At 65.0% G+C, this 14996-nt stretch carries 12 protein-coding genes; 8 read left to right on the forward strand and 4 right to left on the reverse strand.

What is annotated here, in order from left to right:
• Positions 1–134: 134 nt before the first annotated feature.
• The 3 genes from dnaJ to E2481_RS16060 all read left to right on the forward strand — a co-directional run bounded on the left by dnaJ (position 135) and on the right by E2481_RS16060 (position 3858).
• The gene (gene dnaJ, locus E2481_RS16050; protein ID WP_136718182.1) at positions 135–1295 is read left to right on the forward strand and encodes a molecular chaperone DnaJ; all 1161 of its coding nucleotides are present in this window, start codon (positions 135–137) and stop codon (positions 1293–1295) included.
• 249 nt (positions 1296–1544) lie between these two features.
• Positions 1545–2249: a hypothetical protein gene (locus E2481_RS16055; RefSeq protein WP_136718183.1), complete on the forward strand. Its 705-nt coding sequence runs from the start codon at positions 1545–1547 to the stop codon at positions 2247–2249.
• 97 nt (positions 2250–2346) lie between these two features.
• A complete protein-coding gene (locus E2481_RS16060) occupies positions 2347–3858 on the forward strand; it encodes a globin-coupled sensor protein (protein ID WP_136718184.1) in 1512 nt (503 codons plus the stop codon).
• Positions 3859–3897: 39 nt separating this feature from the next.
• Here the strand turns inward: E2481_RS16060 and E2481_RS16065 are convergent, their stop codons facing one another.
• Positions 3898–5913, reverse strand: coding sequence for an AMP-binding protein (locus E2481_RS16065; protein WP_136718185.1), 2016 nt, complete (start codon positions 5911–5913; stop codon positions 3898–3900).
• Positions 5914–5989: 76 nt separating this feature from the next.
• Positions 5990–6850: a DUF7551 domain-containing protein gene (locus E2481_RS16070; protein ID WP_136718186.1), complete on the reverse strand. Its 861-nt coding sequence runs from the start codon at positions 6848–6850 to the stop codon at positions 5990–5992.
• Positions 6851–6960: 110 nt separating this feature from the next.
• Here E2481_RS16070 and E2481_RS16075 point away from each other — a divergent pair, with 110 nt between their 5' ends.
• Complete coding sequence (locus E2481_RS16075) at positions 6961–7545, forward strand: GNAT family N-acetyltransferase (protein ID WP_136718187.1); 585 nt, start codon at positions 6961–6963, stop codon at positions 7543–7545.
• Positions 7546–7590: 45 nt separating this feature from the next.
• Here E2481_RS16075 and E2481_RS16080 read toward each other — a convergent pair whose 3' ends face one another.
• Positions 7591–9270 (reverse strand): histidine kinase N-terminal 7TM domain-containing protein, encoded by a 1680-nt coding sequence (locus tag E2481_RS16080; RefSeq protein ID WP_136718188.1) that lies wholly within the window; start codon positions 9268–9270, stop codon positions 7591–7593.
• A 212-nt stretch (positions 9271–9482) separates the two neighbouring features.
• Between E2481_RS16080 and E2481_RS16085 the strand changes: the two genes are divergently transcribed.
• Both E2481_RS16085 and E2481_RS16090 read left to right on the forward strand, forming a co-directional pair.
• Positions 9483–11162, forward strand: coding sequence for an acyl-CoA mutase large subunit family protein (locus tag E2481_RS16085; protein ID WP_136718189.1), 1680 nt, complete (start codon positions 9483–9485; stop codon positions 11160–11162).
• 75 nt (positions 11163–11237) lie between these two features.
• Entirely contained in the window at positions 11238–11759 is a 522-nt protein-coding gene (locus tag E2481_RS16090) for a hypothetical protein (RefSeq protein ID WP_136718190.1), read from the forward strand.
• Here E2481_RS16090 and E2481_RS16095 read toward each other — a convergent pair.
• Positions 11756–12484, reverse strand: a complete 729-nt coding sequence (locus E2481_RS16095) for a GNAT family N-acetyltransferase (RefSeq protein ID WP_136718191.1) — start codon at positions 12482–12484, stop codon at positions 11756–11758. The genes E2481_RS16090 and E2481_RS16095 overlap by 4 nt on opposite strands.
• Before the next feature lie 238 nt (positions 12485–12722).
• Here E2481_RS16095 and E2481_RS16100 point away from each other — a divergent pair, with 238 nt between their 5' ends.
• Positions 12723–13931 carry an Nramp family divalent metal transporter gene (locus tag E2481_RS16100; protein ID WP_136718192.1) on the forward strand — a complete coding sequence of 403 codons (1209 nt, stop codon included), beginning with the start codon at positions 12723–12725 and terminating at the stop codon, positions 13929–13931.
• Between the two features lie 111 nt (positions 13932–14042).
• Positions 14043–14744, forward strand: coding sequence for a maleate cis-trans isomerase family protein (locus tag E2481_RS16105; protein ID WP_136718193.1), 702 nt, complete (start codon positions 14043–14045; stop codon positions 14742–14744).
• Positions 14745–14996 lie beyond the last annotated feature (252 nt).

Consider the following 14996-nt stretch of genomic DNA (forward strand, 5'->3'; position numbering starts at 1 on the left):
GTTCGCTCGCTGAGTTCGCGCCATTTGGATGGACACCCGCCAGTCACCTGGGCCGCAGTTCGTCTCGGCGCGTGCCGGGCCGTTATCAGACCCGTTCTTTTCAAGTAGCTCAATCGAATAGGGACCGGTAACGAATGAGCGAGGACTTCTACGAGGTGCTGGGTGTCTCCCAAAACGCGAGCGAGGACGAGATCAAGCAGGCCTACCGGAAGAAGGCCCAGGAGTACCATCCGGACGTCAGCGACGACCCCGACGCAGAGGAGAAATTCAAGAAGATACAGCAGGCCAAAAAGGTCCTGACCGACGAGGAGAAGCGCCAGGCCTACGACCAGATGGGCCACGAGCGCTTCGAGCAGGCCCAAAAGCAGGGCGGCTTCGACGGCGGCGCGGGCGGCCGTCGCGGTGCCGGCGGTGGCCCCTTCGGTGGCGGCGGCGGCGCCGGTGGCCCGTTCGGCGACATGGGCGACATCTTCGAGCAGTTCTTCGGCGGCGGTGGCGGCGGCCGGGGCGGCCCGCGGCAGGGACCGGACCTCCGGACGACGATGGAAGTCGACCTCGAAGACGCCTACCACGGGGCCGAAAAGGAGTTGACCATCACCCGCCCCGAGAGCTGTCCGGACTGCGACGGGAGCGGTCACCCGCCGGGGAGCGACTCGGAGACCTGTCCGGAGTGTAACGGTCGCGGCCAGGTCACCAAAGTCCAGCAGACCCCGATGGGTCGGGTCCAGCAGACGACGGCCTGCCGGAACTGCAGAGGCGAGGGGACGCTGTACGAGGAGACCTGTAGCACCTGTCGCGGCGACGGCCAGGTCCGCAACGAGACGACCCTGTCGGTGGAAATCCCCGCCGGCATCGAGGACGGCCAGACGCTCCGGATGGAACGCGAGGGTGCACCCGGCGAGGAGGGCGGCCCCAACGGCGACCTGCTCATCGAGGTGTCGGTGGCCGAACACCCCGAGTTCGAGCGGGAAGGAAACGACCTCTACTACCGACAGGCGGTCTCGTTCCCGCAGGCCGTCTTCGGCGATACGGTCGCCGTCCCGACGATGGACGGCGAGGTCGAACTGGAGATCCCGGAGGGAACCCAGAGCGGCGAGGTGTTCCGACTGGAAGGCAAAGGGATGCCCCGACTGCGCCGGCGCGGTCAGGGCGACCTCTTCGTCCGCGCGCAGGTCGTCACCCCGGAGAGTCTAAACGAGGAACAACGCGAGGCGCTCGAAGCCTTCGCGGAGGCCGGCGGCGAGGAAATCGAGGTCGATCAGGGCTTCTTCGAGAAGATCAAGAACAGTTTCTGAGCGCCAGTCCGGGAACCGTTCGGTTTCCTTACTAGTCTGGCCCCGGTGTAGAACCGTCGAGAACCCATCTCGGCTGCTGAACGTATTATTTTCCTTCAATTACGCTTAATATTATGGGGGGTGTATGATACCACGGCGCGGGGTCGGTATCGGTCGAACGACCGTTACTTGTAACCCCACCCCCTTCCCCTCGGCGGCCTCGCGCCGTTTTTCCGGACGTATATGGTCCCCGAACAGCTAGCCGTCAGTATGAACGTCATCGGGGACCTCGTCGCACGAGAGCGCCGCCGGAAGGAACCGCTCGTGTACTCGAGTGCGTCACAGCCTTACACCGCCCACAAGTTCTGTACCGACGCCTGGAAGGCCGCGAGCCTCTTCCGGTATCACGGACTCGGCCCCGGACGACGGGTAGCGATCGCTGACGACGCGACGCCCCAGGCGCTGCTGGGCTTTTTCGCCGGCGCACTGCTCGGTGCCGAAGTACGGTTCGGTGACCCCACGGACGGCGACGCCAGACTCGTGTTGGGGCCGGCCGATCCGCTCGTGGACTGGGAACCGGCACCCGGAACGAAACGCGTCGTCTACGGCGACCAGCCCGACGACCCGGACGTGATTCACTTCGAGCGGGACGTCTGGAGCGAGAACCCGACGATGCCGCCGGATCGGGTCGATCCCGACACGGACGTGCTGGTGACCGACGACGAGACCTACACCCACGACCAACTCCTCTCGGCGACCGAACGGGTCATCGCCGACCAGGATCTGACGGCCGACGACGAGGTGGCCGTCGAGTCGTCGCTCGCACGCCCGGGGACGCTCGTCGCGGGCGTCCTCGCGCCGCTGTCGGTTCAGGCGACGATACTCCTTCCAGGGACGGACAGAACGGGGACGATGACGGTGACTGACGACGAGGTCTCGGATACCCGGACGGTCTCGGCCGACGCCATCCTGTAAACGCGCCCTCTCGTACGCATTGACGGCTCTATTCCGAAAGATCGTACCTCACTAGTAGGGCACGTTATATTTCCCGAAATCCTCCCTGGGTGAAATCATGACAGCCAATTCTGGCCAGCAGTCGGTCGGCTCCACCGACGGGTACAAGATCACCTCTGCGGATCGAAAAGGGGTCGATGGGAAGTCGCTCGCGACTGCCATCGGCATCGACAGCGCCGAAATCGAGTGGCGCAAGTCGTTCACCCGATTCGACGAACAGGACGCGGCAGAGTTATCGGCGGTTTCACACGTCTTCGAGGACGTCGCACAGGACCTCGTCGACGAGTTCTACACTCACCTCCAGTCCTTCGAGGATAGTACGGCCATCCTCCAGTCGTCCTCGAAGGGCGTCGAGAAACTCAAGCGAGACCAGGCGCAGTATCTCATGGACCTCGGACAGGGGTCCTACGGACAGGAGTACTTCGCACGCCGGGCCCGGATCGGGAAGATTCACGACATGCTCGACCTCGGGCCGAAGATCTACCTCGGAGCCTACAGCATCTACTACGAGGGACTGCTGGATGGACTGGCAGACGACGCGGTTTCGGAACTCGTTCCAGCGGACGCCGATTCCGAGACGAGAGAGACCGCCGAACAGGTCGCCGAGACCCTCTCCGACCGGATGGGGTCGCTGTTGAAGTTGCTCTTGCTCGACCAGGGCGTCGCGATGGACACCTACATCGACTCGTTCAACAACGACCTCGAGGCCGAACTCGATCGCCAGCAGGAGGTCGCTGCGAGCGTCGACGAGGAGATAGCCGACCTGCAGGCGATGGCCTCGGAGGTGGCCGAGCGCTCGAAGGACATCAGCGAACTCTCGAGTGACCAATCCACGAACATGGAACAGGTAGCGACGGAAGTGTCGAACCTCTCGGCGACGGTCGAGGAGGTCGCGTCGACGGCCGACGAGGTCGACGCACGGAGCAGTGAGGCCACGGACCTGGCCATCGAGGGACAGGAGTCGGCCGAAGAGGCGATCGCGATGATGGAGACCGCTGCGGACTCGGCAGACACCGTTCGTGCCGACGTCGATCAGTTACAAGAACGGGTGAGCGAGATCGACGAGATCGTCGAGGTCATCAACGACATCGCCGACCAGACGAACATCCTCGCGCTCAACGCCTCGATCGAGGCCGCCCGCGCCGGCGAGGCCGGTGAGGGGTTCGCCGTCGTCGCAGACGAGGTCAAGAGCCTCGCCGAGGAGTCCCAGGAGTACGCCGGGCAGATAGAACAGCGGATCGAGAACATCCAGCGTGACACCGAGCAGACGGTCGACAGCCTGGCGACGACCACGTCCCAGGTCGACGAGGGAATCGAGGAGGTGGAGGCCGCGATGGACAAACTGACCGACATCGTCGAGAGCATCCAGGAGGCGTCTAACGGCATCCAGGAGGTCGCAGCAGCGGCGGACGACCAGGCCGCCTCGACAGAGGAAGTCGCCAGCATGATCGACGAAGCCGTCGAGCAGGTACACGACATTACGGACGAGATCGAAGCCGTCGCAGCCTCGAACGAGCAACAGACCGACCGGGTCGAGGAGATCAGCAGCTCCGTTCAAAGGCTCCACTGAGATCCCCGATTCGTCCTCGCCGCTGACACGAGACCGGCGTCAACGGGCGTTCTCGACCTCGTCGAGTGCGTCGGGGTTCTCGATGCTGCTCATGTCGCCCAGATCCTCGTCCGTGTAGGTTGCCTGGACGGCCCGGCGGATGATTTTGCCCGACTGGGTCTTGGGGAACTCGTCGACGAACAGCACCTCCCGGGGCCGGAACGGTTTACCCAGTTCCTCGCCGACCATGCCCGTGATTTCCTCGCGCAACTCGTCGCTCTCGTCGACGCCGTCCTCGACGATGACGTAGAGAACCACCGCAGTTCCCGTCGTGTCGTCGGGGACGCCGACGGCGGCGGCCTGATTCACGCCGTCGTGTTCCATGGCCGCGCCTTCGACTTCAGCCGGGCCGACTTTGCGGCCGGCGACGTTGAGCGCGTCGTCGGCGCGGCCGTGAAGGAACCAGAAGCCGTCCTCGTCCTTCTGGGCCCAGTCGCCGTGGTCCCACAGCGGCGGGTCCTCGAAGGACGACCAGTACTCCTCGAGGTAACGGTCGTCGCCGGACCACAGCGACTTGGTCATCGAGGGACAGGAATCGCGGGCGACGAGGAATCCCCGCTCGTGAGTGTCGGCGATGGACTCGCCGGCGTGGTTCACGATGTCGATGTTCATCCCCAGACCCGGCCCGCCCAGGGTACAGGGTTTGAGGTCGTTGATGGGCATCGGCATCAGGAAACAACCCATGATCTCGGTCCCGCCGGAGATGTTGATGATCGGCGTGTCGCCCCCGCCAACCGTCTCGTGGAACCACTGCCAGGATTCGGGGTCCCAGGGTTCGCCCGTCGAGCCGAGCAGTCGGAGCGAGGAGAGGTCGTGGCCCTCGACCCAGTCGTCACCCTGCTTCCGCAGGGCACGAATGGCAGTCGGGGAGATCCCGAACTGGGTAATGCCGTGGCGGTCGATCATCTCCCAGAACCGGTCGGGCTGGGGGTGGTCGGGCGCGCCCTCGTACATGACCATCGTGCCGCCGAAGGCGTGGGTGCCGATCAGCGTCCAGGGACCCATCATCCAGCCGATGTCGCTCACCCAACAGAAGCGATCCGAGGGTTTCAGGTCGAACCCGAAGTGGAGTTCCTTCGCCGCCTGCATCAGCGCGCCCGAATGGGTGTGGACGATCCCCTTCGGTTTGCCCGTCGTCCCCGACGAATACAGCAGCATCGACTCCTGATCGGAGGGAAGCGATTTCGTCTCGTACTCGTCGGCCTGGGTTTCGACGGCCTCATCCCAGTGTTCGTCGCGGTCGGCGTCCCAGGGGATTTCGCCAGCGCTCGCCAGTCCGAGGCGGTCGTAGACGATGGTGTGCTCGACGTCGGTGTCGGCCTCCTCGATGGCCTCGTCGGCCGTTTCCTTGAGCGTGACTTCGCCGCCGCGGCGCTGGAAGCCGTCGCCGGTGAACAGGACGCTGCATTCGGGGTCCTCGATGCGGGTCGCAGTGGCGTCGACGCCGAACCCGGAGAAGATCGGGACCGCGATCGCGCCGACCTTGAAACAGCCGTAGAGAATCGAGATGACTTCCGGCACCATCGGCATGTAGAGGCCAACCGTATCGCCCGTCTCGATGCCGCGTTCTTCGAGCGCGTTTGCGACCTGGTTGGCCTGGCGGTGGAGTTCGTGATAGGTGACTTCTCGAACCTCGCCGTCCTCGGCTTCCCAGATACACGCGACCTTGTTCCGTCGTTCGTTGTCGGGCGCTGCGTGTCGATCCAGCACGTTGTAGGCAGCGTTGAGTTCACCACCGGGGTACCAGTCGGTGAACTCCGGCCCCTCGCTGTCGTCTCGCACGTGGTCGTAGTCCTCGAAAAAGTCGATGCCGAGGTAATCGACCAGTTCGTCCCAGAACCACTCGACGCCGGAGTCGTCGACCCCCTCGACGTCGGTCGTGGTACGCTCGATGAGTTCCTCGTAGTCGCCGATGTCGTACTCCTGCATGAACTGCCAGACGTTCGTCGACTCGACGAACTCCCGGCTCGGTTCGTGGACCACCTCGTCAAGCTCTGCGAGCGATTCGGATGTCATAGGTTCCGTACTCGTTTCTCGACGACCGGTGCCTAAGTAGTTTTGACGCCGGTATCGTGTTCGGCCCCCGTCGCGCTTACCCCGTGAGTTCGACGCTGACGAGTCCGCCGGACGGCCCGTTCTCGGTCGCGATCACCTCGAACTGCAAGCTGCCCGAACCGAGCAGTCGACCGTCGCCGAGGGCGAGCTGTGCCCGCGGGAGTCGCCGGAGGAGGTCGATGCCGATGGGCAGCGTCGGCATGGCGTCGGCGGTCGTCGGCAGGGCGTAATCCTCGACGGTGACGGTCCAGGACTGCCGTCCGACCGTCCGCTCCCGAGTCGCCTCGATGTCGTAGTCGTCGATGAGGGTCACGGCCTGGAGCCGGTCGAAGGTCCCTGCCAGCGGCTCCTCGTCCGTACTCGGCCCGGAGAATTCGCTCGCGGCCGCCCGGAGGACGCGGGCCTGGTCGTCGGCCGTCAGCCGCGCGTCGACCTCGACGGCCAGCGTCGACAACAGGTGGAGACAGAGGTCGTCGGGGTCGTCGATGGCGTCGGCGGACTCACAGTATGCGTCCATGATCGCCGATTCGGGGTCGTCGAACCCCTGCGCGGACAGCGCCTCGAACACCGCAGCGGCCACGTCGTGACAGAACCCCGTCAGCGACGCGTCGGGCCGCCCCGCCGTCGCCGCCCGGTAGTCGAGAACGCCGGGTCCCTCCGGAATCTCACAGGCGATGAAGTCGTACCGCGGCGCTCGCGGGTCCCAGCGCCGGAGAACCGACCGGTACGCCGTCGCCGCCTGTGCCGCCTGCTCGGCCGTCTCCCGGTCCGGGAACCGTTCGTGTCCGACCGGGACGGGACGCACCCCGGTTCGACCGCAGACGACGCAGTAGTCCCCGTCGTCGGTCGCCAGCGACTCGATTCGGGCCCGTATCTCCCCGAGGCTCTCTCCAACCATTTTAGGTTGGCCTAAAACAACCGGCCGAAAAGAGGTTTCGGTCCCGGGACGGCGGAACCATCGTCCGAGTGCGATAAACCCTTTTCACCTGGGGCGGCCAAGAGTCGCACATGTACGTCCGGGACGCGAAAAACCGCGAGGAGGTCTGGCTGCTGGATCACATAGAGGAGATGGGCCTGGACGAGACCGCCTTCCGCTCGCGCGATTACGTCATCGCCATCGACGAGGAGACGAACGAGAAGGCCGGATTCGGCCGCATTCGCATCCACAAGACCGACGAGGGCGAGGACGTGTGTGAACTCACGTCCATCGGCGTGCTCGACGACTGGCGCGAGCAGGGCGTGGGTGCACACGTCGTCGAACGACTCATCCAGAAGGCCGGGGACGAGGGGTTCGACACCGTCTACTCGCTGACCGACGAGCCGACGTATCTCCAGCAGTTCGGCTTCGATCGGACCGACCCCGCAGACCTCCCGGAGAAGCTACGGGACCGACTCGACGAGAAACGAGAGATGAGTGCGCCGGAAGCCGCCCCGATGGAACTGTCCGTCGCGGCGTTCACCATGCCCGGGAAGTTCCGCGAGGCGTTCAAGCGGGCCGACCCCGACGAGGGCGACGACGAACCCGAGGAGGGCCCCGAGGACTTCGGCATCGACCCCGACGAAGCGACCTACAAGTACGACACCGGACGCTGAGTCGAACGCGGCGAGTCGGCCGGTCGTTTCGCTTCCGTCGTCTCTTCAACTGGCTGATGCCTGATCGACCAGCGGCGCGATTCCGGTCACCTCGAAGCGGGCACCGCGAGACTCGCTGTCGGTGACCGAGATCTCCCACCCGTGGGCCTCGACGATGTTCTGGACGATCGAGAGCCCGAACCCAGTGCCGTCCTCGTTGGTGGTAAACCCGTCTTCGAAGACCTCGTTCCCGTGCTCGTCGGGAATCCCCTGGCCGTCGTCGGCGACGTAGAACCCCTCCTCAGTCGGCCCGACGGTCACGGTCGCGTCGTCGCGCCCGTGTTCGAGCGCGTTCCGAAAGAGGTTCTCGAAGACCCGCAGGAGGCGCTGCTCGTCGGCTTCGAACTCGCGGTCGCCCGTGACCCGGAGTTCGGCGTCGGTCGTCTCGACGTTGTCCCAGGCGCGGCGAGCCAGCGACCGGAGCCGGACCCGCGTTCGCTCGTCGACCCCCTGGCCCTCGCGTGCGAGTGTCAACACGTCCTCGATGATCCGGCTCATCCGTTCGTGAGCGTCCTGCACGTCCTCGAAGTGCTCGCGTTCGTCCTTGACCAGCCCGAGTTCGAGTTTCGCCGATGCGACGTTGAGGGGGTTGCGCAGGTCGTGGGAGACGACGTTGGCGAACTGTTCGAGCTGGTCGTTCTGGCGTTCGAGTTCGCGCTGGCGGCGCTTCTGGTCGGTGACGTCGTGGACGAGGAACAATCGCCCGATGAAAGTGTCGCGCTGATCGTACAGCGGGGAGATCTCGACCTGGTAGGTGCTAGCGCCGAACGACACTTCGGTTTCACGCTCGGCTTCCATATCGTCGACGTTCTCGAAACGGTCCCGAACCGCCGGATGCGACGCAAGCAGCGTCTGTGCGCGTTTCCCGATGACGTCTGTGCCTTCCAGCCCGAGCATCTCGCGGCCCGCCGGATTGATGTCGACCAGTTTGTCCTCGCGGTCGAGGACGAACACGCCGGCCCCGACGTTGTCGACGACGGTGCTGCGGGCGACCGGGACGATCTCGAGGAAGTCCTCGCTGAAGATCGCCCACCACAGCGCCAGCCCCGTGACGGCGAACGAGACCGGGGTGAGATCGACGGTGATCGGCCCGAACAGGTAGAGCGCGTTGCCGATCCAGGGGGCAAACACCGCTACCAGGATGGCCACGACCTGCCGCTGATAGAGGGCCTCCGATCGGAACGCGAAACTAACCAGCATGATAGCGGATGCCGTCAGGAGCGCGTACGAATACGCGGTGTGGGCATGAAACAGCGGTCCCATAGTGGTGGCGTAGCCGATGAAGGTAGCCGGATCGGGTGCCCCGAAGGCCATGAACGACTCCTTCATCGGTGGCACCCACGCTGCCACGTTGATGAAGACCGGTTCGATCAGCAGGAGTGCAACCGAACGCCGCGAGATGTACTCTTCGCGCCCGGTGTACCGGAGTGCCAACAGAAAGAGGCACAACACGGAACCGGTCACGCCGACGTACCAGAGTCGCGCCGCGCTTTTGGCGACGGGCGTTCCGGAGAACACGCTGGCCACGCCGGCCATGAGGATCCAGAAAAACACCGAGACGAGTACGCCGACGAGCAACTTCGCCCCGCGGCGCTCCCGGTTTCGCCAGGCGTAGGTCGCGACACCGACAGACAACAGACCTGCGACGACCAGAACGGCCTGGAACAGCAACGCTTGAACGCTCATCCGCAACACAATAACGGTCGTTCACATAAGTAATCTTAGGCCGTTTGCTGTGCTGAGGGCGGCGACGCCGCCGACCCACGTCCCCGAACTGACGAGCGTCCCGACTGCCGCGACCGCGCGCAGAACACGACGTAGGAAGCGAGACCGGCTGACGTGTAAACTCCCACTGCAGTCAAACAACGTTTATAGGCTGCCGCGCCGGATTCAGGGATATGTTCGACGAGGAGGACCTCCAGGAGATCCGATCGGCGAAAGCCGACTGGGAGGCGGAGTCGGTCGAGCCAACGGTCGAACGGTTCGGGGAACGCAAAGACGAGTTCACGACCGACACCGGAGGTCACACCGTCGACCGGTTGTACACGCCCGACGACATCGCGGAGAAAGACTACGAGGAAGAGCTGGGGTTCCCCGGCGAACCGCCGTACACCAGGGGCGTCTACCCGACGGGGTACCGGGGTCGCCTGTGGACCATGCGCCAGTACGCCGGGATGGGGACCGCCGCCGAGACTAACGAGCGGTTCAACTACCTGCGCGATGAGGGCCAGACCGGCCTCTCGATGGCCTTCGACCTGCCGACCCAGATGGGGTACGATTCGGACAACGCCATGGCCGCCGGCGAAGTCGGGAAGACCGGCGTCGCCATCGACTCGCTCGACGACATGGAGACCGTCTTCGACGGCATCCCGCTGGACGAGGTGTCGACCAGCATGACCATCAACGCCCCCGCGAGCGTCCTGCTGGCGATGTACATCGCCGTCGGCGACAAGCAGGGCGTCGACCGCGAGGAACTCAGAGGCACCATCCAGAACGACGTGCTCAAGGAGTACATCGCACGGAACACCTACATTTACCCGCCCGAACCGTCGATGCGGATCATCACCGACATCTTCGAGTTCTGCGCCGAGGAAGTCCCGAACTTCAACACCATCTCCATCTCGGGCTACCACGTCCGCGAGGCCGGCTCGACGGCCGCCCAGGAGATCGCCTTCACCCTCGGCGACGGCATCGAGTACGTCGAGGCCGCGCTGGAGGCCGGACTGGACGTCGACGAGTTCGCCCCGCAACTCTCCTTCTTTTTCGCCTCCTACAACAACATCCTGGAGGAAGTCGCGAAGTTCCGGGCCGCGCGGCGGATGTGGTACAAGATCATGGAGGAGCGCTTCGACGCGGACAACCCCAAGTCCAAACAGCTGAAGTTCCACACCCAGACCGCGGGCTCGACGCTGACCGCCCAGCAGGTCGAGAACAACGTCGTCCGTGTCGCCTACCAGGCACTCGCCGCGGTCCTGGGCGGCACCCAGAGCCTCCACACCAACGGAAAAGACGAGGCCGTCAGCCTCCCGACCGAGAAATCCGTCCGGACGGCGCTGCGCACCCAGCAGATTCTAGCCCACGAATCCGGCGCCGCCGACACCATCGACCCGCTGGCAGGCAGTTACTACGTCGAGAGCCTGACCGACGAACTCGAATCGGAGGCGTTCGACATCCTCGATCAGATCGACGACCGCGGCGGGATGTTGCCGGCCATCGAGGACCAGTGGGTCCAACGCGAGATCCAGGACACCGCTTTCGACCGCCAGCAGGAACAGGAGGCCGGCGAGCGCATCATCGTCGGCGTCAACGAGTACCAGGTCGAAGAGGAGGAGGACGTCGACATCGAGGAGGTCGACGAGGAACTGGAGCAAGAGCAGATCGACCGCGTCCAGACGCTGCGTTCGGACCGTGACAACGAGGCCGTCGACGCCAAGCTAGAGGCCGTCCGGGAAGCAGCCCGTGGGGACGAGAACCTGCTCCCCTATCTCGTCGACGCGGTGAAGGCGTACGCGACGACCGGCGAGATCTGTGACGCCATGCGTGACGTCTTCGGCGAGTATCAGGGCGGCGGCATCTGATTCCCACGAAGGAGAGAGTTCGCTACGGAGGGGTGCGGCACAATCGTTTTGGTTGCCTGGTACGTTGAGTCGGCAGTGACCGAGCGAACCGTCGCACTCGGCCATCTCGTCGACGAGGACCGGCGCTGTACTGGCGGGTCGCGTCCGCTGTCGATGGACGGCGAGGCCTGCGAGCGGGTCCGGACGTATCTGGTCTCCGCGGGATCAGTGCGCGGCGTCGAGGAGACGACGTGGGTGTTCGGTCGCCGAGTCGTCGACGAGCGGTTCGTGCTCCTGGAGTTCGGTGCCCCCGAGGACCAGTCGGCGACCGTCTGTTTCCTGACCGACACCGGCCACCTCTGTTTCGACCGCGGTGGGCCGCTCCTCGGAAACGAGTACGTCGCGGCGCTGCTCGGGGGGTACCTCCGATTTCACGATGGGGACTTCGAACTCCACGCCGAACCCGTCGGCGGCGTCGACGCACTCCGGGCGGCGAGAGACGAACTCGCCGAGACCGGACTCGTCGACGAGGCCGGCGACGGCGAGGGCCCGTTCGCCGACGGCCTGTCGCGGCTGGCGACGGAACTCGACGACGAGATCTCCCGAGCCCGGAGTTAGAGTTCCAGTTCCATCATCACCTGATCGACGCGCTCGCCGTCGATGCGGTAGTGATCCGACCGGGTGGCCGCGACCGTGGCACCGAACGCCTCGAAGAAGGTAATCGCCGACTCGTTCGTCGCCGGGAAACTGTTGTACACCTTGTGCAGGTGGGCCTCGTCGGCCCAGTCGAGTGCGCGCTCGATGAGGAGTCGCCCGATGCCGTGGCCGCGGTACTCCTCGATCAGGCCGACGGTGAGTTGGGCGGTGTGCTCGAGTTTGTCCAGTTCCGGTGTTTCGAGGTGTACCCACCCGACGACCTCGTCCTCGACGGTCGCGACGAAGAACACCCGCGACTCGCGCTCGTTGTGCCGGAGCAGCGCGCCCTCGTAATCGAGTTGCTGGGCGACGCTCTCGGCCTCGACGTACCGACCCTCCTCGACCACCTGACGCATGGTCCCGACGATCCCCCCGATGTCGTCCTGCCGTGCCGGCCGGATCGTCGCCGTCAGATCGCCCAGGTCGTGTGTTTCCCCGACGCCGGTATCGAGCGCGATTTCGAGGCGGTCGTCGTGGACATCGAGATAGCCGTCTCGATCCAGCATCGAGACGAGATGCCCGAACCGCCTGGGTTCGAATCCCAGGGCGGCCTGCGCGCGGTCGGAGGGAACGCCGCCGTGTTGCTCGACGTACTCGTAGATCCGACGGCGGTCCGCGTCCAGATCGATCGGCTCCAGCGAGTCCATGCCAGCAGTGTCGGCACGCCGCCGACTTAGTTCTTGAGTCGCGTTACCACATGTAAGACAACAATCACGTATGACGCCACCCGGTTCCACACGCGATACCCGGTCGAGACGCGGCCACCCGAACCAGCAGTTCATACGGAGTCATACAACCTGTGCAGGGCGTACGCACGGGTCATAAGAACCATTATACAGCTCAGATAGTAGGTTGTGAGTAGTTAGCGCAGATCAACATCCATACATGAATCTCGTCGAACGACTCAAGACGATCGGTCCGGGCGCGATGGTCGCCGCGGCGTTCATCGGTCCGGGAACCGTCACGACGGCAAGCGTAACAGGCGCACGGTTCGGGTACGCACTGATCTGGACGATCGCGTTCTCGGTCATCGCGACCATCGTGTTACAGGAGATGAGCGCTCGCCTCGGGCTGGTCACGCGAGAGGGGCTGGGTGAGGCGCTCAGGAAGCGCTTCGATAACCCGTTGCCCCAGTACGTGAGCGTCGCGCTCGTGGTGAGCGCGATCGGGATCGGGACGGCGGCCTACGAGGCCGGCAACATCCTCGGCGGTGCGGCCGGCCTCGAAACCATCACCGGCGTGAGCCAGACGATCTGGGGGCCGCTGATGGGCCTCATCGCCGGTGCCCTCCTGTGGACGGGTAACTACAAGCTCATCGAACGCGCGCTGGTCGGGCTCGTGGCCATCATGGGCCTGTCCTTCCTCATCGACGCGATCCTCATCGGGCCGGACTTCACCGCGATCATGGGCGGGTTCGTCCCGAAAGTCCCGGAGGGGTCGGCGTTCGTCATCACCGGACTCATCGGGACGACCGTCGTCGGATACAACCTCTTCCTGCACGCGAGCAGCGTCCAGGAGCGCTGGAGCAGCATCGAGGATCTCGGCGAGTGTCGGACCGACACCGTCCTCTCCATCGTCGTCGGGGGGCTCATCACCCTCGCGATCCTGACGACGGCGGCCGCGGCGTTCCCGGTCGGCACGGAGATCGAGGACGTGGGCACGATGGCCCAGCAACTCGAACCGCTCGTGGGTACGCACGCGAAGATATTCTTCAGCATCGGGCTGTTCGCCGCCGGGTTCACCAGCGCGACCACGGCACCGCTGGCCGGGGCGTACGCAACCGCCGGCGCGCTCGGCTGGGAGCGAGATCTCACCTCGACGCGATTTCGCGCAGTCTGGGGGACCATCCTGCTCGTGGGCGTGGTCTTCTCCGCGCTGGGAACCAGCCCGGTCCAGGCGATCCTGTTCGCACAGGTCGCCAACGGCATCCTGCTGCCGATCATCGCCCTGTTCCTCATCTACGTGATGAACGACCGCAAGTCGCTCGGCGACTACGTCAACACGACGCCACAGAACGTCCTGGGCGGCATCGTGACCCTCGTCGTCGTCTGGCTCGGCGTTCGGACACTACTGTCCATCGCAGGCGTCCTCTGATCGACCCCGACCACCGATTCTCATGAACACACCACCCACTAGCGACGGCGCTCGCACAGTCCGAGAACCGACCCCATCGCTGTCCCCGACCACACGCCCGGAGGGACAGTCGTGACGACGAGACTCGGACTCGTCGTCCCCTCCTCGAACACGACCGCCGAACCGGAGTTCGCGGCCGCGACCCCGGACGACGTGACCCGCCACGCCGCCCGAATGCCGCTCGCGGACGTGACGGCGGACGCGCTCGACGAGATGGCGGACGGTGCCCTCGACGCGGCCGACCGTCTCGCTGACGCCGGTGTCGACGGCGTCGCCTATGCCTGTACGACTGGCAGTCTGCTTCACGGCGCATCCTTCGCCCGCGACCTGGAGTCGCGGCTCGGCGCTGCGGTGGACGCACCGGCAGTCGTGACCGCGCTGTCCGTCCGCCGAGCACTGGACTACCTCGACGCGACGAAGGTGGCCGTCGTCACGCCGTACGTCGACGATCTCAACGAGCGCGAACGGCGGTTCCTGGTCGATGCCGGGTTCGAGGTCGTCACGCTCGACGGCCGCGGCATCGTCGACAACACGGAAATCGGCGCGCTGACGCCAGAGGACGCGGTCGAGCAGGTCCGAACCGCCGTCGACGCCGACACCGTGGACGCCGTCTTCGTCTCGTGTACGAACTACAACTCGCTGCCGGCGATCGAGCGGCTGGAAGCCGAAATCGGGGTGCCCGTCGTGACGAGCAACCAAGCGACTGCCTGGGACCTCTGTCGGTCAGTTGATCTTCCCACGACGGAAATTCCGGGCGCGCTCGGTGACGAGTAACTGAATTTATTCTCGCGGCGACGGTCGCTTTCCGGTTCAAACCGTCTCGGACAGCCTGGGCGGCGAGGGAGCGAAGACACGTACTCGCCGCTCCCAGAGCAGCTGCCAGGCGCGAACGATTTCTCCGAACACTCGCCAAAACGGTCGAATAAGGTGCGATGAACCGACGGCTGTCTTTCGGGGACGGGTAGTGATGTTCGTCCCACACTCCGGACACAGATAGCGAGTGACAGCCCCGGTCTCGACCAGTGT

Origin of the sequence: Halorientalis salina, from assembly GCF_005049285.1 — an archaeon.
In the GTDB taxonomy this organism is placed as follows: domain Archaea; phylum Halobacteriota; class Halobacteria; order Halobacteriales; family Haloarculaceae; genus Halorientalis; species Halorientalis salina.